Below are 17,795 nucleotides of genomic sequence, written 5' to 3'. Positions count from 1 at the left end.
GGCAACAAAAACATTACCTTTTAAGTTCAATTCCATATCATTACGATATAGACAGAGGAGAAGATATGGATCTGAAGCGCCTGCGCTACTTCTGCACGATCGCCGAGCAGGGTCAGGTCAGCCGCGCCGCGGCGGTGCTGAACATCGCCCAGCCGCCGCTGAGCCAAAGGCTCAAGGAGCTGGAGCAGGAACTCGGCTGCGCGTTGTTTGAGCGCCGCGGCCGCAGCCTGCTGCTGACCGAAGCCGGCAAGCTCCTGCACCGCCGCGCCCGGGACATCCTGCGCTCAGTCGATGCGACGCGGGACGAAGTCATCCGTACCGCGTCCCAGGCCGGCCCGGCGCTGCGCATCGGCCTGTCCCCGACCTGCCGGAGCTTCTGGCTGTCACGCTTCGACGCGCTGCGCGCCCTCTTCCCCGAGCGCTCGATCGGCCTCGTCGTCGGCGACTCGAGCTACCTCGAGCACCTGCTGCTGACCCTGCAGCTCGATGCCGCGCTGATGCAGCCACCGGTGCATCCGGAAAACTTCAGAGTCCAGTCGATCAGCACAAGCCGGACCGTCGCGGTCCTGCCCGTAGGACTGCTCGACGCGAACGCCGAACAGGTTTCACTGACCGATCTGGGTCACCACTCGCTGCTGCTGCTCAGGCGTTCGACCGGGGTCGGCAGCTACGAGCGCCTGCTGCACTGCCTGCAGAGCGCAGGCTTCACTCCCGATGTCGCACTCTACAGCTCGGACGGCGATCTGCTGCTGGGACTGCTCGAACAGGGGTTTCGTGGGATCGCGGTGATCCCCGAGAGCGAAGCCCGGAACCCGGGAGCCGGCCTCAGGGTTTTGCCGATCGCGCTGGATCTGCCCGACTACCACCTGTCACTGGTACAGCGACGCGACGATCAGGATCAAACGCTGTTCGAACAGCTGGAGAGCATATGGAAACAATCTGACGGCTGAGCGGAAGCCTTTCTCGGTTCACGGACAGAATCCTCTGGTCTGTGCCTGGAAGATGGGGCAGTTTGGGGGAGCAAATAGCTGCCCCTGTCCTGCGTCGCCCGGAGCGAGGAATAAATGAGATCGCGCCTTGCCTTCGTCGATCTTCTACGAGCCGCCTGCGTACTCTACATCGTCGGTTTCTGGCACTTGCTGAACTATACGAGCGCCCTCCCCGGCTACGCGAACCCGCTGAGCACACGCGCAACCGTGATCGTTCTGGGCCTCTTCGTCTTCATCTCCGGCCACCTCCTCGGACAGCAGAAGCTGAACCCTGACCGGGCCGGCCTGAGCCGTTTTTTCACTCGGCGAATCACCCGCATCTACCCGCTCTATCTGGGGGCCCTGGGCCTATTCTGGGGGGCGGGTCTGGTCGACAAACTCACCGCCGTGAAAGCGGCTCTGCTCGTCTCGATGCTTTATGGCCCCCCACCGCAAACTCTGTGGTTCATCACGATGCTGCTGGTGTTCTACTGTTCAGCGCCGGCGCTGATCCTCGCGGCCGGGCAGAGCGCCCGATTCGCCCCCCTCGGCGCGAGCCTTATGCTGATCCTCGCCACCGCCGTCTCGCTCTCGCCCGCGGCCGATGAGCGGATCGTGATCTATTTCCCCGCCTTCGTGCTGGGCATCCACTGCGCAGCCCCTTCCCGGAAAAGGCCGCGGGGTGCGCTCCTTTCCGCGCTGGCGTTGCTGGCCGTCGCGCTGTCCTTTATGGACACTCACTCGGCAGAGAAGAGCCTTTTCAGCATTCCGCTCGCCAGCCTGTGCCCGCTCTGGGTCTTCTCGCTGCTCGAACGCGAGGCCGGGCGAGTTCCCCGCAGCCCGGTCATCGAAACGCTCAGCTATGCGAGCTTCGCGATGTATCTGATCCACAGACCGCTGTTCTCGACGCTCAAATCTCTGTACTTCCCCGAGTCGGGCGCCGGTCAGCTCAGCTATCTGGTCCTGGCCTGCCTGCCGGCGATCTTCCTCTGCGCCTGGCTGGTTCAGAAGGGCTACGACACCTTGCTGGCCTTCTTGCGAAACAGACGGGAAGTTGCCGCAGGAGTCCGATAAATAGGAATTAGCTATCGAAGTTATGGAACCAATGAATTGGATTGATCCTTTGGATTCCCATAAATTGACACCCATGGCGAACCCACCCCGGGTTCCGTAGAAGCACCAGACAGGAGATAACACCATGAATACTTCCCTGATCAATACCGAAGTCCTTCCCTTCAAGGCCTCCGCCTTCCACGACGGCAAGTTCATCGACGTGACCGAAGCCGACCTGAAGGGCAAGTGGTCCGTCGTGTTCTTCTACCCGGCCGACTTCACCTTCGTCTGCCCGACCGAACTGGGCGACCTGGCCGACAACTACGCTGAATTCAAGAAGCTGGGCGTCGAGATCTACTCGGTCTCCACCGACACCCACTTCACCCACAAGGCCTGGCACGACACGTCCGACACGATCGCGAAGCTGCAATTCCCGATGATCGGCGATCCGACCGGCGTCGTCAGCCGCAACTTCGGCGTCATGATCGAGGAAGCGGGCCTCGCCGAACGCGGCACTTTCGTGATCGACCCGAGCGGCAAGATCCAGATCATCGAGATCAACGCCGGCGGCATCGGCCGCGACGCGGCCGAGCTGCTGCGCAAGGTCAAGGCGGCCCAGTACGTTGCCAGCCACCCCGGTGAAGTCTGCCCGGCCAAGTGGAAGGAAGGCGAAGCGACTCTGGCTCCGTCGCTGGACCTGGTTGGGAAAATCTAAAGTCACAAGTCCCTGCCGGAGGTGCGGGCCTCTGGCGGGGGCAAGGCAAAGGCCGTCCCTCAGCGGCTTTTGCCTTGCCGAACAAGCGAAATGCGAACCTGGCCGCCCCCGGCCGGACAAGGAGGAAGAAATGCTCGAAGCCAATATCAAGGCCCAACTGAAGGCCTACCTGGAACGCCTGGTCTCGCCGATCGAACTCGTCGCGTCGCTCGACGACTCGGCCAAGGCCGCGGAGGTGCGCGAGCTGCTCGAAGAGATCGCGACGCTGTCCGACAAGGTGAGCCTGCGCACCGATGGCAGCTACTCGCTGCGTCCGTCCTTTGCGATCACGAAGGCGGGAGAAGCGCCGCGCGTGCATTTCGCCGGCATCCCGATGGGCCACGAGTTCACGTCTCTGGTCCTCGCGCTGCTCCAGGTCAGCGGCTATGCGCCCAAGCTCGAAGCCGACACGATCGAGCAGATCAAGGCTTTGCGCGGCAGCTTCCGCTTCGAGACCTTCGTTTCGCTGACCTGCCACAACTGCCCGGACGTCGTCCAGGCGCTGAACACGATGGCGGCGCTGAACCCGAACTTCGAAGCGGTCATGATCGATGGCGGCGTATTCCAGAACCTGGTCGAAGAACGCCAGATCATGGGCGTTCCGGCGGTCTTCCTGAACGGCGAATCCTTCGGCCAGGGCCGGATGGGCGTCGAGGAGATCCTCGCCAAACTCGATAGCGGAGCGGCGGCACGCGAAGCCGGGAAGATCAACGACAAGGACGCGTTCGACGTGCTGATCGTCGGGGGCGGTCCGGCCGGATCTGCCGCGGCGATCTACGCGGCACGCAAGGGAATCCGCACCGGCGTCGTCGCCGAGCGCTTCGGCGGTCAGGTGCTCGACACGCTGGCGATCGAGAACTTCATCTCGGTCAGGGAGACCGAGGGCCCGAGGCTGGCGACCGCGCTGGAGCAGCACGTCCGCGACTACGACGTCGATATCATCAATCTGCAGCGCGCCGAAGCGCTGCTTCCGGCCGGAGCCGATGGCCTCGCCCAGGTACGGCTGGCCTCCGGCGCGGTGCTCAAGAGCCGGACCGTGATCCTCGCGACCGGCGCGCGTTGGCGCGAGATGAACGTGCCCGGCGAACAGCAGTACCGGACGAAAGGTGTCGCTTACTGCCCGCACTGCGACGGGCCGCTGTTCAAAGGCAAGCGCGTCGCGGTCATCGGCGGAGGCAACTCCGGCGTCGAGGCGGCGATCGACCTCGCCGGCATCGTCGCCCAGGTCACGCTGATCGAATTCGACAAGGAACTGCGCGCCGACGCGGTGCTGCAGAAGAAACTCTATAGCCTCGCCAACGTCACCGTGATCAAGGCAGCGCAGACAACCGAAGTGCTCGGCGACGGCCAGAAAGTGACCGGCCTCGCGTACCAGGACAGGGCCAGCGGCGAAGCACACACGCTGGAGCTCGAAGGCATCTTCGTGCAGATCGGGCTGCTGCCGAACACCGACTGGCTCAAGGGCACGCTGGAACTGTCGCCCCGCGGCGAGATCGTCATCGACGCGCGCGGCCAGACTTCACAGCCCGGCGTGTTCGCGGCCGGTGACGCAACGACCGTGCCCTACAAACAGATCATCATCGCGATGGGTGAAGGTGCGAAGGCGAGCCTCTCGGCCTTCGATCACCTGATCCGCGCCTGAGCCCTCTCCCCCAGGGAAGCGCCCTTGCCCTCCAGTCCGGGCGCTTCCCGCCCCGGGGGAGGATATTTACAAACAGTTACAACAATGACTTCCTGAAGGGGAGGCTGTCGCCGACGATGGCAGCCTCCGCAGCCAGGAAGCCCGATGACCACCCCTGAAAGCCTGGAAAGGCTGATCGGCCTGCTGACCCAAAGTATTGTTCTCCGTCAGCAGGAGCAGATCCCCGAAGCCCTCGCCTGCCTCGGCGAGATCCTCGAGATCGAACCCGGTTTCCTGCCGGCACTGACCAGCCGCGCCGAGCTGCTCGCCGAAGAGGGCCGCTTCACCGAGGCGCTGGCGGGTCTCGCGCCGCTCGCCGCCAGCGAGGGCGTCGCCGATCTCTATGAGCAGATCGCCGCCTGCGCCGAAGCCTCTTTCGCCGAGAAACTCGAAGCCAGGTCCGACGATCACGACGTGCTTCTGGCCCGTGCCCGTCTCTTTCTGCAAACCCGGGAATTTGACCGCGCGCTGAACGATTTCGACGCTGCGCTGACACTCAGGCCCGATTCCGTTCAGGCCCACCTGCTGCGCGGCAATGCGCTGGTCGGACTCGACCGCCTCGACGAGGCCAGGCACGCTCTGGACCGCGCGCTGGACCTTGAACCGGGCAATGCGCTCGGGCATTTCAACCGTGGCAACGTCTTCCAATACCAGCTCAAGTTCGACGAGGCGATCGTCGACTACCGGACCGCGATCGCGCTGCGTCCGGACTTCGCCGAAGCGCATCTGGAGATCGCCCACTGCCTGCTGGCCAGCGGCGATCCCGCCCCAGCCTGGCCGCTTTACGAGTGGCGCTGGGGAACGGAACAGTTCGCCCGCGCGCCGCGCGCAAGCCTCCAGCCGCTCTGGCTGGGCCAGCAGGAACTCGCCGGAACAACGCTTCTGGTCTGGGCGGAACAGGGGCTGGGCGACACGCTGCAGTTCGCGCGCTTCCTTCCCCGCCTCGCCGATCGCGTCGGCGAACTCTGGCTGCGCGCGCCCGCCCCGCTCCATCCGCTGTTGCGGACGCTCGACGCCCGCATCACGATCCTCGACGAGGAGCAGGCCCTGCCCGCCCACGACTTCCAGTGCCCGCTGATGAGCCTGCCCCTGGCTCTGGGACTGGGCACCGAGCTGGGCTCTGCCCCCTATCTGAAGGCCGAGTCCGAACGCGTCCAGGCCTGGAAAATGCGCCTGGGCCAGAGTACGCGCCCCCGCATCGGTCTCGTCTGGGCAGGGCGTCAGCTCGGCCCAGGCAATCCGACGCGCGACCTTCCCTTTTCGGCATTGGCGCCGCTACTCGCCCAGGACTTCTCATTCATCAGCCTGCAGAAGGACATCCCGGCGGGCGATGCCGGGCGGCTCGCCGATTTCCGGAATCTGTCCGACTTCAGCGGCGCCCTGACCGACTTCGGCGAGAGCGCGGCGCTGATCGCCAACCTCGACCTCGTGATCGCCGTCGACACCGCGATCGCTCACCTCGCCGGCGCGCTGGGCAAACCTTGCTGGGTGTTGCTGCGCCATCGCGGCGAATGGCGCTGGCCGGTCGGAAGCGACAGCACTCCGTGGTACCCGAGCCTGCGCGTGTTCCGCCAGCCGAGCGCCGGAGACTGGCCCGGCGCCGTGCGCAAAGCCTGCGCCGCGCTGGCCGAACACCGCCGAGAGGCCTGAGCTCAGACGCTCAGGTCTATCGTGCGCCCCAGCGAGCTCGCGGACTTCGCGACGGATGCCGCCTGAGTGCCCGGCCCCGAAACCGTCGAGGATTGCGTGGAGCTGCTCTTTTGCGCCTCGAGCTGGGCGATCTGCGCCTGGAGCACAGCGATCTGCTGATTGAGCATCGCGACCTTCGCGGCTCCGGCCTGGGTATCCGCGCTCTTCTGGGCCTCGGTCAGTTCCTTCTGCAGCGCAGCGAGCTGTTTCTTCAACGCCGTCACCTGGGTATCCGACCCGCTGCTCGCGCTGCTTGCGTTCACCGCGCTGATCGCTCCGACTGAAATCGACATGATCTCCTCCTTCAAATCGCCCTGATTCGGTAAAGGAAGTATCGGCAGTCATTGCCGAAGCGCGAGTCATACCCGGTAGCATCTGGTAGCGCGCTGTGGCGCAAAGCCCTCAGAAAGTGGCCGAATCCGCCGAGCGGCGTAAAGTTCGGGGATCAACGAGAAAGGCGTCGATGATGAATCAGGTGGTCTGGCAATCGGGTTCGGCATGGTGTTCGATCCGGACGCTCTCCGGTGACATCCTCGAAGTGAGCTGGAGTCCGGACGGTAAACCCCTGCCCTCTTCGCTTTTCGTTCTCCCCCAGGCTGACGGCTTTCCGATCTACCAGGACGAATCAACGCTGCTGGCCGGTAACATCAGCGTGCACTGCCACGACGAAGGGATGGACTTCTTCTCGCCGGGCAAGAAACTGCTGCTGCGCGACGATCTGCGCTATTTCCGGCGCGACGACGGATTCTGGCGGGTCGAACAGCGCTTTCGCGTCTCGCCCCAGGCCGCGCTCTACGGCCTGGGCCAATACCCGGGAGGTGTGCTCGACTGGCGTGGCCATGAAGTGCTGCTGGTCCAGTCGAACCAGGGCATCGCGGTCCCCTTCCTGATTTCGACCGACGGCTATGCGATCCTCTGGGATTCGCTGGCGCTGACCCGGGTCAGCAGCAAGGACGACGAACTCGTCTGGGAGACCGACTGCGCCGACGGCATCCGCTATTACGTAATCCACGGCCCGGACTTCGATGCGCTGATCGCCGCCTTCCGCCGCCTGACCGGACAAGCTCCGCTCTACCCGCGCTGGGCCTACGGCTACTGGCAATCGAAGGAGCGCTACGTCGACCGCGACGAGCTGCTGGGCACAGCAACGCGCTTCCGGGAACTGGGCTTTCCGGTCGACGCGCTGATCCAGGACTGGAAGTACTGGGGAGACAAACCGTGGAGCTCGATGCAGTGGGATCCCAAGGTCTTTCCCGACCCGGAGGGGATGATCCGCGAGCTGCACGACAAACATCACCTTCACCTGATGACGACGATCTGGCCCGTGATCGGCGAAGGCTGTCCCGCCTTCGCCGAGCTGAAGAAGGCCGGAGTGCTGTTCGAGACCGAGCACTGGGCCCGCGGCCACATCTATGACGCGTTCAGCGCCAAGGGGCGTTCCATCTACTGGAAGCACGTCAAGAGCGGCCTGATCGATCTCGGTGTCGATGCGCTGTGGATGGATGGCACCGAACCGGAGTTCGTCTCCAGCCACGACCCGATGGACGGCGTGCGCGCCTGCCACGCCCAGCGGGATACCGCGCAGGGCAGCTGGAAGCGCGTGCTCAACGGCTATTCGATGATGACGGCAAAGGCCGTCTTCGATGGCCAGCGCGCGGCGGAGTCCGGAAAACGGGTCTTCACGCTGTCGCGCTCGGGCTTCGCGGGTCAGCAACGCTACGCGGCGGCGAGCTGGTCGGGCGATATCGCAGCGACCTGGAAAGTGCTGCGCGAGCAGGTCGCCGCGGGGCTGAACTTCGCCGCGTCCGGCCTGCCTTACTGGACCACCGACATCGGCGGTTTCTTCACGACCGGTTACGGCGCGCGCTTTCCCAGAGGCTGTGCGGACGACGCCTATCGCGAACTCTATGTGCGCTGGTATCAGTTCGGCGCCTTCTGCCCGCTCTTCCGCTCCCACGGCACCAACACGCCCCGCGAACCGTGGCACTTCGGAGGCCCCGGCTCCTGGGCCTATGAGGCGCTGCTCGCCGCGGCCCGGCTGCGCTACCGGCTGATGCCTTACATCTACTCGCAAGCCTGGCAGATCACCGCGCACGGCGGAACGCTGATGAGGCTGCTGGCCTTCGATTTCCGCTCCGACCCGGCAAGCTACCGGATCGCCGACCAATTCATGTTCGGCCCTGCGCTGATGGTCTGTCCGGTGCTCGAGCCGATGTTCCACGAACCCGGCCGCGAAGCCGAGCCGATTCCCGCCGAATTCCTGCAGACTCCGGACGGAGAGTCTGGCCTCGCCTGCGAAGGCTTCGCCGGCCGCGACTTCGAAGTTCGCCGGTTCGCGAAACACGCCAGCCAGATCAACGGCAACTGGGCGGGAGGCCCCCCCGCCGGCCTGCCCTTCGCGGACTACAGCCTGCGCTGGGAGGGTGAACTCGCGATCCCCGAGAGCGGCGAATACGAGATCCTGCTCGAGGGCAACGACGGGCGCCGCTTGTGGCTCGATGGTGAGCTCGTGATCGATTCCTGGCAGAACCAGGGCAACTCCACGCAGCATCTGACGCGGTCATTCGAAAAGAAGAGCCGCCACACGCTGAAGGTCGAGTATTTCCACCACAGCGGCGCGGCCGCTCTCGTGCTGAGCTGGAGACGTCCGGGTCCGCCCCCGAAGTCGGAGAGGGTCCCGCCCCAACGCAAGCTCTACCTTCCCTCGGGAAGCCGCTGGTATGAACTCGCCTCGGAGGTCCGCCACATGGGGGGCCAGAGTCTGAGGGTCTCGACGCCGATCAGCGAGATCCCGGTTTTCGTTCGGGGAGGCAGCATCCTGCCGCTGGGTCCGGAGGTCGAGTACGACGGCCAGAAGCCTTGGGAAGAGCTGGATCTCGTCGTCTATCCGGGCGCCGACGCCCGCTTCACGCTCTATGAGGACAACGGGGACGGCTACCAGTACGAAAACGGGGAATTCTCGACGATAGAGTTCGGCTGGGACGACAGGCGGGGCATGCTGAGCATCGCCGACAGAGCGGGGAGCTTCCCGGGCTTGGCGGCAGAGCGGATCTTCCGCATCCGCCTCGCGGCAAGCCCCGAGGTGCTGACAATCCCTTACTCGGGCCAGGCGCTGGTGATCGCGCTGCACCGGCCAAAACCATGAGGTGGCGTCCCAAATGAAAAACAGGGCTCTTGGCCCTGTTTTGCTTTGCCCGGATGCCCCCCCTCCGGACCGGGGTCTTGCAACACGCTCAAACGACTGCAGCCGCTCGCTCGACCTGCATCTGAGCAGGCTGGATCCTGAGTTCGTCATGCGAGCTCACCGCATGCGCCTCACAGCAAGGGGGGTTGCCATCAGCCCTGCGGATCGCCCCGCAGTTCATGCACACCTTCTGACCCGCAAGAGTCCTCAAACCGGTGTGCCGACCTTCGATGAAGCGATGACCGTTTTCGTGGATGATTTCAGATGCCGGCACTTTGATAGTCATACGATTCCCCCGAATTGATAAAGTGACCGGAGCCGACAGATCTTCGGGGAGATCGGCGAACCGCTCCCTCTTTGTGTCCTTTGGCTCTGGCATGTCATCCCAGGCCAGGCGGCCTGGGTTCCTCAGAAGATATGCTTATCGATTCGCACAGAGAACCGATTTTGCATGCTTGTGAGGTCGGGTTTGATCCTACGCAGAAAGCCCCCCCTAAGCCCGGAAAAAAGTCACCGCTCCTCCTAGATTGAAAAAGGTGTCCGCCACCTTGCGGGCACTCCGATAACAAGGAGGAGAAAATGGTCCGTTATGTTTACCCGTTTGAAGAGGGCGACGGGAAGAACAAGATGCTTCTGGGAGGCAAGGGGGCAAACCTCGCCGAGATGACCCAGTTCGGCCTCAACGTTCCCCCGGGCTTCACGATCACGACAGAGGCCTGCCTCGCCTACCTCGAACACAACCGCCTGCCCCAGGGGTTGCTCGAAGAAGTCCATGCCGCGATGCGGGAAGTCGAACGCAAGAGCGGCAAGACCTTCGGTTCCACCAGCGACCCGCTGCTGATCTCGGTCCGCTCCGGCTCGGCGATGTCGATGCCGGGCATGATGGACACGATCCTGAACCTCGGCCTGAACCCCGAAACGCTGCAAGGCCTGATCGCGCACACCGGCAATCCGCGCTTCGGCTACGATTCCTGGCGTCGCTTCATCCAGCTGTTCGGCAAGATCGCCATGGGCGTTTCCGATGAACGTTTCGATGAGGCGATGAGCGCGGTCAAGAAGCGCGTCGGAGCCGAGCAGGACGTCGATCTGTCCGCCGAAGATCTGAAGGCGCTTGCCGACGACTATCTGAAGATCATCAAGCAGGAGACCGGCGAGGAGTTCCCGCTCGAACCCTATACCCAGCTCGAATATGCGATTGCAGCAGTCTTCCGCTCCTGGATGGGCAAGCGGGCGGTCGATTACCGCCGCCAGTTCAAGATCACGAAGGACATGGCCAACGGCACCGCGGTCAATATCTGCACGATGGTGTTCGGCAACATGGGCAATGACTCGGCGACCGGGGTCGGCTTCACCCGCAACCCGGCGACCGGCGAGAACGTGACTTTCGGCGAATACCTCGTCAACGCCCAGGGCGAAGACGTCGTCGCCGGTATCCGTACGCCTCAGCCGATCTCCCGGATGGCCGAGGAGATGCCGGATCTGCACAGGCAGCTGATCGAGTTGCGCGACAAGCTCGAAGCCCACTACCACGAAGTCCAGGACTTCGAGTTTACGATCGAACGCGGCCGCCTCTACGCGCTGCAGACCCGCAACGGCAAGATGAACGCGCGGGCGATGGTCGTCACTTCGGTCGAGATGGAGAAGGAAGGTCTGATCACGCGCGAGCAGGCGCTGCTGCGCGTGAACCCGGCGCTGCTCGAACAGCTGATGGTCCCGACTCTGGTCACCGACGGCAAGATCGCGGCGCTGGCCCAGGGGCTTCCCGCTTCGCCCGGCGCGGCTTCGGGCAAGGTCGTCTTCGACGCCGACACCGCAGAGGCGCGCGGCAAGACGGGCGAGAAGCTGATCCTGGTCCGCGAGGAGACCAAACCCGAGGACATCCACGGCTTCTTCGCCGCCCAGGGCATTCTGACATCGCGCGGAGGCAAGACTTCGCACGCGGCCGTCGTCGCGCGCGGCATGGGCAAACCCTGCGTATCGGGCTGCGATGCGATCCACATCGACGTGCGGGCGAAGAAAGCCCAGATCGGCGCGGTCACGCTCTCCGAAGGCGACGTGATCACGATAGACGGCAGCTCGGGCAAGGTCTATCCGGGCCGGATTCCGACCGTCGAGGCCGAGTTCTTCGAGGAACTGAAGACGCTGCTCGGCTGGGCCGACGAGGTCGCCCGGCTCAAGGTCTTCGCGAACGCCGACACGCCGCGCGATGCCGAACGCGCCCGCCGCTTCGGCGCCAAAGGCGTAGGGCTTTGCCGGACCGAGCGGATGTTCAACGACACCGCCCGGCTGCCCATCGTCCAGGAGATGATCCTGGCCGAAACGCTGGGTGAGCGTCAGGCGGCGCTGGACCGGCTTCTGCCGATCCAGCGTTCGGACTTCATCGGCATCTTCAACGCGATGGAAGGCCTACCGGTCACGGTTCGCCTGCTCGATCCGCCAATACACGAATTCCTGCCGACCGCATCCCAGCTCGAATTCGAGATCGAGCACCTGAGGGGTCTGAAGCGCGCGCTGCGCAACATGCACGAGCTGCCCGAGACGCTGAAGATGCTGGACCCCGAGCTGCACAAGCAGTACGTGGACAGCCTCGACAATCTCGAAGCGAACCTCGCCGAGTACCAGAACGAGAACCGCTTCGACGGGCTGATCGACAGGCGCGAGGCGATGCTGCAGAAAGTGCGGGCACTGACCGAAGTGAACCCGATGCTCGGTCACCGCGGAGTCCGGCTGGGTCTGACCCATCCGGAGATCTACGCGATGCAGCTGCGCGCGATCGTCGAGGCCGCCGCGCAGTGCATGCTCGATCGCGTCGACATCCACGTCGAAGTGATGATTCCCCAGGTCTGCACGTCCCAGGAGCTGATCCGGGTCAAGGCCCAGCTCGACGCGGAGCTCGCCCGCATCGAGAAGATGCGCGGCCTGCGTCCGCAGATCGCGTTCGGCAGCATGATCGAAGTCGTGCGGGCCTGCATGCGCGCCGCAAGTCTGGCCGAAACCGCCGAGTTCTTCTCCTTCGGCACCAACGACCTGACCCAGGCCACCTTCTCGTTCTCGCGCGAAGACGCCGAAAACAAGTTCCTGCCCTTCTATCAGGAGAACCGCATCCTCAGGGAAAACCCGTTTGAAGTGCTCGATCTGAAAGGAGTCGGGCGGTTGATGGAGATGGCGGTGCGCTGGGGACGCGAGACCCGGCCGAATCTGAAGGTCGGGATCTGCGGCGAGCAAGGCGGGCAGCCCGACTCGGTACGCTTCTGCCATGCGATCGGGCTCAACTACGTCTCCTGCTCGGCCCCGCGGGTGCCGATCGCGAGGCTGGCCGCAGCCCAGGCCAAGCTGCGCGAAGCCGAGTACGATCCGAAGATCCTGCTCTGACGCAAGAGCCGGCCCAGCGCAAGCTGGGCCGGTTTCGGCAAGGCTTTCGCGCCCGCCCGGCTCAGAATTCGCTGCGCGCGAACATCGCCGAGACCGCCAGCGCGAGACGGATGTCGCGCGGACTGACGCCTCCGGCGTCCGGAGTCGTCAGCGTCAGCTCGACCCGGTTTTCAAGGCACAGGATCTCGGGGTGGTGGTCCTGACGCTCGGCAAGCAGCGCAACCCGGGACAGAAAGCCCCAGGCCGCGTTGAAGTCGTCGAACTCCCACTGGCGGTTGATCGCACCGCGGAGGGGATCCCACTGCCAGCCCGGAAGGTGACTCAGCGCGTCTTCGCGCTCGCCGTCCGTCAGTCGCTCAGAGCTCATGATCAGCCTCCTCGTCCGGCCCCGCCGGAGCCTTACTTCTGGATCAATTCCACCTTGTAGCCGTCCGGATCCTCGACGAAGGCGATCACGGTCGTGCCGTGCTTCATCGGCCCCGCTTCGCGGCTGACGACTCCGCCCCTCGCCTTGATCTGGGCGCAGGCGGCATACGCGTCATCGACTTCGAGCGCGACATGACCATAGCCCGTGCCCAGCTCATAGGATTCGACACCCCAGTTGTGGGTCAGCTCGATCACCGCGCCCTCCGACTCCGGCTGATAGCCGATGAAGGCCAGCGTGAACTTGCCCTCCGGATAGTCATTGCGGCGCAGCAGACTCATGCCCAGCACTTCTGTATAGAACTTGATCGAGCGGTCCAGGTCGCCGACCCGCAACATCGTATGAAGGATTCGCATAGAAACTCCCAAAGAAAAAAACGCCGGAAGCCTGTCCGGCCGGCATGACAGCAGAAATCAGATCTCGGGAAGGCGTTCGCGCGCGAGCGCGGCGCGCGCCTCGCGCCAGTCCGGACACAGCGCCCCGACCACGGACCAGAAGCGCGGGGAATGGTTCATCTCGACGAGGTGACCGACTTCGTGCGCGACGACGTAGTCGACCAGAGCCGGCGCCATATGGACGAGCCGCCAGTGCAACCGGATCCCGGTCCGGCTCGAACAGCTGCCCCAGCGCGTCCGCGCCGAAGTCAGCGCGAGCCGTGGGCGCGCGATGCCCGGCGCAAACTCCTCGAGCCGGAACAGATATTCGTCGAGCCGTCCGCAGAAATAGTTCAGCGCGTAGGCCTGCAGCGCGCGCTTGAGGATCAGGCTCTGATCCGCGCCTTTGCGCGCGGCCAGATGCAGCTCGCGCGCCGGCAGGCCTTCGACCCAGCGCGCCCGCCCGTTCCCGGAAGTCCAGCGCAGCACGCAGGGCCGCCCCAGAACGGGCAGCACGGCTCCGTCGGCGAGATCCTGGGCGGGTTCTTCGGCCCTCTGCTGCCAGAGGGCCAGCTTGTCGAGAATCCACCCGGTGTGCGAGCGGATGAAAGCCTCGGCTTCGCTCAGACCAACCCGTTCGGGAATCGCGACGACGAGACCGCGAGCGTCTATCCTGAGGCCCAGAGTCTTTCGCCGGCTGCGCCGCAGCGAATAGGAAATCGCCCGGTCGCCGAGCACGAGGCTCTTCTCGGCACTCATGCGGTCGCGGTGGAGCCGATCGTGAACGACCGGTAGTGATGCGGAAATTCGCGCCTCATCGTCGCCTCTATCCAGGCTTCGGCCTCGGCATTGACTTCGAGCGGATCCCGGCCGGCGGTCTCTATCGCCGGGCCGATGATGACGCGGGCCAGGCCCGGATGCTTGACCAGGGAGCGACGGCGCCAGAATTCGCCGGTGTTCAGCGCAACCGGCACGACTGGAGCGCCGGCCCAGGCGGCCAGCGTCGCGCCGCCGAGCTTGTAGCGGCGGCTCTCGCCCGGAGCGACCCGGGTGCCTTCCGGATAGACCGTGACCCACCAGCCCTCACCCAGTCTCTTCGCGCCTTCGAGCTTGACCTGGGTCTTCGCATCGGAGCCCTTCGATCGGTCGATCGCGATCATCGGCAGCATCGCCAGTGCCCAGCCGAAGAACGGGATCCAGTGCAGCTCGCGCTTGAGCACGAAGCTCTGCGGCGGGAAATTGTTCACGAAGAGCACGGTCTCGAGCGCCGACTGGTGCTTCGAGAAGATCACCGAAGGCCGGTCGGGTAGATTCTCGCGCCCCTCTATCTGCCAGCGGATGCCCAGCATGCGCGGGATCAGCCAGCCTTCGATGCGGCACCAGCTCATGATCAGCGGATAACGCCGCTGGGGGCTCATGCACGCGAAGAGCGGCACCATCAGCGCGTAAGGGATGGTCAGCAGGAAGGAGATCAGCGCGAAAACGGTCGAACGCAGAAAGAGGACAGGCATCTCAGCTGAGCAGGAATGAGGCCACGGCGGCCAGGTCGGCAAAAACCCGGGTTCCTTCGGGAAGATGAGGATCCTGGGCGGTCTTCTGTCCCTTCCCGGTCAGCACCAGGAAGGGCTGGCAGCCCACCGAGATCCCGGCGATCAGATCGCGCATGCTGTCGCCGACGACCGGAACACCGGCGAGGTCGGTATTGAAGCGCTGGGCGATCTCGCGCAGCATGCCCGGCTGGGGCTTGCGACAGCCACAGGTCGAATCGGCCGAATGCGGGCAGAAGAAGACCGCGTCGATCCGGCCACCGGCCTGGGTCACGAGCTTGAACATCTTCTCGTGGATCGCGTTGAGCGTATCCATGTCGAAAAGACCGCGGCCGATTCCGCTCTGGTTCGTCGCGATCACGACGTGGTAGCCGGCCTGGTTCAGCTTCGCGATCGCGGCGAGGCTACCTTCGATCGGGCGCCACTCGTCCGGCGATTTGATGAACATCGCGGAATCGTGGTTGATCACACCATCGCGGTCGAGAATGATCAGTTTCATATCGGATATGGCCGAGAGCCTCGGCTGCCAATTTTAACGGTCCGCGCCCGCGGCGCAGCGCCCGATGGGCGCGAACGCGAGCGCCCCCTGTCGGAAACTTGACCGAGGGCAAACCTGCCCGCGATCCCCTCTTCCTGCCTCAGACCGACAGGCGTGAGATGTCGGCGACCTGCAGGGTCAGGCCAGCGAGCTGACGGAGCAGCGCAAGACGGTTCGCGCGCACCAGCGGCTCTTCGGCATTGACCATCACTTCGTCGAAGAAGGTGTCGACGGCACCGCGCAGCGCGGCCAGCGCCTTCAGCGCCGCCGTGTAGTCGCCGCTGCCGACCAGCGAATGCACGCTGGGCGCCAGATCGACGACGGCGTGGAACAGCGCCTTCTCGGCGGGTTCGACGAGCAGCGCGACATCGGCATCAAAGATCTCGCCCTCTGCCTTCTTCAGGATGTTGACGATGCGCTTGTTCGCGGCGGCCAGAGCGGCCGCCTCGGGCAGGGCGACGAACTCCCGAACCGCGGCGAGCTTGGCCGGAACGACATCGATCCGGGTCGGGCCCAGGGCCAGAACCGCTTCGACCTGTTCGGCCGTCGCACCGGTGTCGCGCAGCACGCCGCGCAACCGCTCGAGGAAGAAGGCGAGCAGCTCGGCTTCGAAGCCGGGCGCCAGCACACCGGGCGCAAAGCCAGCGGCCGCATCCGCGATCAGCTCTCCGAGATCCAGAGGCAGAGGCGTCTCCATCAGCATGCGCAGCACGCCCAGAGCGGCGCGGCGCAGACCGAAAGGATCCTTGTCGCCGGTCGGCTTCTCGCCGATGCCGAAGAAGCCGACGATCGCGTCGAGCTTGTCGGCCAGCGCGACCGCGGCCGCCACGTTGCCTTCGGGCAAGCTGTCGCCGGCGAAGCGCGGGTGGTAGTGCTGCTCGATCGCTTTCGCGACGACAGCCGACTCACCATCGTGCCGCGCGTAGTACTCCCCCATGATGCCCTGCAGCTCGGGGAACTCGCCGACCATCTCGGTGACGAGGTCGGCCTTGGCGAGCAGCGCTGCGCGCTGAGCCGCGGTGACATCGGTTTTCAGATGCGTCGCGATCCTGCCGGCGAGCGCGACGAGGCGCTCGACGCGCAGCTTCTGCGAGCCCAGCCGGTTGTGGTAGACGACGCTGTCGAGCTTGCCGAGGCGCGCTTCGAGGCGCTGCTTGCGGTCGGTGTCGAAGAAGAACTTCGCGTCCGACAGACGCGCGCGAACCACCCGCGCATTGCCGCCGGTGATGTTGTCGGCGATATCCGCATTGATGTTCGCGACGATCAGGAACTTGTTGATCAGGCGGCCCGAAGCATCGAGGAGCGGGAAATACTTCTGGTTCTGCTTCATCGTCAGGATCAGGCATTCCTGGGGCACGGCCAGGAACTCGGCCTCGAACTCGCCGATGTAGATCGTCGGGTGTTCGACCAGCGCCGTCACTTCGTCGAGCAGCGCTTCGTCCTCGACCGCCTTCGCGCCGCCGCCGACCGAAGCGGCCGCCTTTGCGAGCTCGGCGCGGATCAGCGCGCGGCGCTCGGCGAAGGACGCGATGACGCTGCCGCGCTCGGCCAGCGTCGCAGCATAGGAAGAAGCGTGCTCGATCGTGACGAGCCGCTCGCCCATGAAGCGGTGGCCGCGGGTCACGTTGCCGGCGGCGAGGCCCAGCACTTCGCCGGGCACGACGCGGCTGCCGTGAAGCTGGATCAGGCCGTGGGCCGGACGAACGAACTGATGGGTCGAATCGCCCCAGCGCATCACCTTCGGAATCGGCAATTTTTTGAGCGCCTCAGCGACGAGCTCAGAGAGCACGTCGTCAAGCGAGGCCCCGGCAACGCGGGCCGTGTAGAAGAAGCTCTCGCTCTTGCCATCCATCGCGCGTTCAAAGTCGGCGATCGCGCTCTCGGGAATGCTTTTGGCTGCGAGCTTCTTGAGCAAGGCCGGGCTGGGCGAGCCGTCCGGCCCCAGGGCCACGGCGACCGGCATGATCTTCTCGCGCACCGAAGCGTCGGGCGCACGGTCGAACACGCCTTCGACGCTGAGCGCGAGGCGGCGCGGGGAAGCGAAGACCTGGTGAGCCGCGTCGGCAGCCACGAGTTTATGATCGACGAGGGCCTTGAACAGGCCATCGGCAAAGGCGTCGCCGAGCCGGCTCAAAGCCTTGGGCGGCAGTTCTTCGGTGAGCAGTTCTACGAGCAGGGTTTCTTGCATCGTCTACGGGTGCGTCGCACCCC

At 64.8% G+C, this 17,795-nt stretch carries 14 protein-coding genes; 7 read left to right on the top strand and 7 right to left on the bottom strand.

The window, feature by feature from the left end:
- Positions 1-65 precede the first annotated feature (65 nt).
- The 5 genes from ACHFB9_RS04785 (at position 66) to ACHFB9_RS04765 (ending at position 6,106) form a co-directional block, all read left to right on the top strand.
- On the top strand, positions 66-950 hold the full coding sequence (locus ACHFB9_RS04785; protein WP_417069844.1) for a LysR family transcriptional regulator: 885 nt from the start codon (positions 66-68) through the stop codon (positions 948-950).
- Between the two features lie 114 nt (positions 951-1,064).
- Positions 1,065-2,042 carry an acyltransferase family protein gene (locus tag ACHFB9_RS04780; RefSeq protein WP_417069843.1) on the top strand — a complete coding sequence of 326 codons (978 nt, stop codon included), beginning with the start codon at positions 1,065-1,067 and terminating at the stop codon, positions 2,040-2,042.
- A gap of 124 nt (positions 2,043-2,166) precedes the next feature.
- Complete coding sequence (ahpC, locus tag ACHFB9_RS04775) at positions 2,167-2,736, top strand: alkyl hydroperoxide reductase subunit C (RefSeq protein WP_417069842.1); 570 nt, start codon at positions 2,167-2,169, stop codon at positions 2,734-2,736.
- Between the two features lie 130 nt (positions 2,737-2,866).
- On the top strand, positions 2,867-4,417 hold the full coding sequence (gene ahpF, locus ACHFB9_RS04770; RefSeq protein WP_417069841.1) for an alkyl hydroperoxide reductase subunit F: 1,551 nt from the start codon (positions 2,867-2,869) through the stop codon (positions 4,415-4,417).
- Between the two features lie 144 nt (positions 4,418-4,561).
- Positions 4,562-6,106, top strand: coding sequence for a tetratricopeptide repeat protein (locus ACHFB9_RS04765; RefSeq protein ID WP_417069840.1), 1,545 nt, complete (start codon positions 4,562-4,564; stop codon positions 6,104-6,106).
- 2 nt (positions 6,107-6,108) lie between these two features.
- Here the strand turns inward: ACHFB9_RS04765 and ACHFB9_RS04760 are convergent, their stop codons facing one another.
- Positions 6,109-6,438, bottom strand: coding sequence for a FlxA-like family protein (locus ACHFB9_RS04760; RefSeq protein ID WP_417069839.1), 330 nt, complete (start codon positions 6,436-6,438; stop codon positions 6,109-6,111).
- A 170-nt stretch (positions 6,439-6,608) separates the two neighbouring features.
- Between ACHFB9_RS04760 and ACHFB9_RS04755 the strand changes: the two genes are divergently transcribed.
- Complete coding sequence (locus ACHFB9_RS04755) at positions 6,609-9,290, top strand: TIM-barrel domain-containing protein (protein ID WP_417069838.1); 2,682 nt, start codon at positions 6,609-6,611, stop codon at positions 9,288-9,290.
- A 618-nt stretch (positions 9,291-9,908) separates the two neighbouring features.
- The gene (gene ppdK / locus ACHFB9_RS04750; protein ID WP_417069837.1) at positions 9,909-12,701 is read left to right on the top strand and encodes a pyruvate, phosphate dikinase; all 2,793 of its coding nucleotides are present in this window, start codon (positions 9,909-9,911) and stop codon (positions 12,699-12,701) included.
- Between the two features lie 61 nt (positions 12,702-12,762).
- On the opposite strand, the gene ACHFB9_RS04745 is transcribed toward ppdK, so the two are convergent.
- The 6 genes from ACHFB9_RS04745 to glyS form a co-directional block, all read right to left on the bottom strand.
- Positions 12,763-13,068 (bottom strand): 4a-hydroxytetrahydrobiopterin dehydratase, encoded by a 306-nt coding sequence (locus ACHFB9_RS04745; RefSeq protein ID WP_417069836.1) that lies wholly within the window; start codon positions 13,066-13,068, stop codon positions 12,763-12,765.
- A 32-nt stretch (positions 13,069-13,100) separates the two neighbouring features.
- Complete coding sequence (gene gloA / locus ACHFB9_RS04740; protein ID WP_417069835.1) at positions 13,101-13,481, bottom strand: lactoylglutathione lyase; 381 nt, start codon at positions 13,479-13,481, stop codon at positions 13,101-13,103.
- A 57-nt stretch (positions 13,482-13,538) separates the two neighbouring features.
- The gene (locus ACHFB9_RS04735; protein WP_417069834.1) at positions 13,539-14,258 is read right to left on the bottom strand and encodes a M48 family metallopeptidase; all 720 of its coding nucleotides are present in this window, start codon (positions 14,256-14,258) and stop codon (positions 13,539-13,541) included.
- On the bottom strand, positions 14,255-15,010 hold the full coding sequence (locus tag ACHFB9_RS04730) for a lysophospholipid acyltransferase family protein (protein WP_417069833.1): 756 nt from the start codon (positions 15,008-15,010) through the stop codon (positions 14,255-14,257). Before ACHFB9_RS04730 ends, ACHFB9_RS04735 begins: the two co-directional genes overlap by 4 nt.
- Before the next feature lies 1 nt (position 15,011).
- On the bottom strand, positions 15,012-15,545 hold the full coding sequence (gmhB, locus tag ACHFB9_RS04725) for a D-glycero-beta-D-manno-heptose 1,7-bisphosphate 7-phosphatase (RefSeq protein WP_417069832.1): 534 nt from the start codon (positions 15,543-15,545) through the stop codon (positions 15,012-15,014).
- 139 nt (positions 15,546-15,684) lie between these two features.
- Positions 15,685-17,772, bottom strand: a complete 2,088-nt coding sequence (gene glyS, locus ACHFB9_RS04720) for a glycine--tRNA ligase subunit beta (RefSeq protein WP_417069831.1) — start codon at positions 17,770-17,772, stop codon at positions 15,685-15,687.
- Between the last annotated feature and the right edge of the window lie 23 nt (positions 17,773-17,795).

It is taken from the genome of Niveibacterium terrae, assembly GCF_048213115.1.
In the GTDB taxonomy this organism is placed as follows: domain Bacteria; phylum Pseudomonadota; class Gammaproteobacteria; order Burkholderiales; family Rhodocyclaceae; genus Niveibacterium; species Niveibacterium terrae.
This window is presented reverse-complemented; position numbering and strand designations above follow the sequence as displayed.

Coding starts and splice junctions, on each gene's coding strand:
- ACHFB9_RS04785 (WP_417069844.1), top strand. CDS start 66: ATGGATCTGAAGCGCCTGCGCTACTTCTGCACGATCGCCGAGCAGGGT.
- ACHFB9_RS04780 (WP_417069843.1), top strand. CDS start 1,065: ATGAGATCGCGCCTTGCCTTCGTCGATCTTCTACGAGCCGCCTGCGTA.
- ahpC (WP_417069842.1), top strand. CDS start 2,167: ATGAATACTTCCCTGATCAATACCGAAGTCCTTCCCTTCAAGGCCTCC.
- ahpF (WP_417069841.1), top strand. CDS start 2,867: ATGCTCGAAGCCAATATCAAGGCCCAACTGAAGGCCTACCTGGAACGC.
- ACHFB9_RS04765 (WP_417069840.1), top strand. CDS start 4,562: ATGACCACCCCTGAAAGCCTGGAAAGGCTGATCGGCCTGCTGACCCAA.
- ACHFB9_RS04760 (WP_417069839.1), bottom strand. CDS start 6,438: ATGTCGATTTCAGTCGGAGCGATCAGCGCGGTGAACGCAAGCAGCGCG.
- ACHFB9_RS04755 (WP_417069838.1), top strand. CDS start 6,609: ATGATGAATCAGGTGGTCTGGCAATCGGGTTCGGCATGGTGTTCGATC.
- ppdK (WP_417069837.1), top strand. CDS start 9,909: ATGGTCCGTTATGTTTACCCGTTTGAAGAGGGCGACGGGAAGAACAAG.
- ACHFB9_RS04745 (WP_417069836.1), bottom strand. CDS start 13,068: ATGAGCTCTGAGCGACTGACGGACGGCGAGCGCGAAGACGCGCTGAGT.
- gloA (WP_417069835.1), bottom strand. CDS start 13,481: ATGCGAATCCTTCATACGATGTTGCGGGTCGGCGACCTGGACCGCTCG.
- ACHFB9_RS04735 (WP_417069834.1), bottom strand. CDS start 14,258: ATGAGTGCCGAGAAGAGCCTCGTGCTCGGCGACCGGGCGATTTCCTAT.
- ACHFB9_RS04730 (WP_417069833.1), bottom strand. CDS start 15,010: ATGCCTGTCCTCTTTCTGCGTTCGACCGTTTTCGCGCTGATCTCCTTC.
- gmhB (WP_417069832.1), bottom strand. CDS start 15,545: ATGAAACTGATCATTCTCGACCGCGATGGTGTGATCAACCACGATTCC.
- glyS (WP_417069831.1), bottom strand. CDS start 17,772: ATGCAAGAAACCCTGCTCGTAGAACTGCTCACCGAAGAACTGCCGCCC.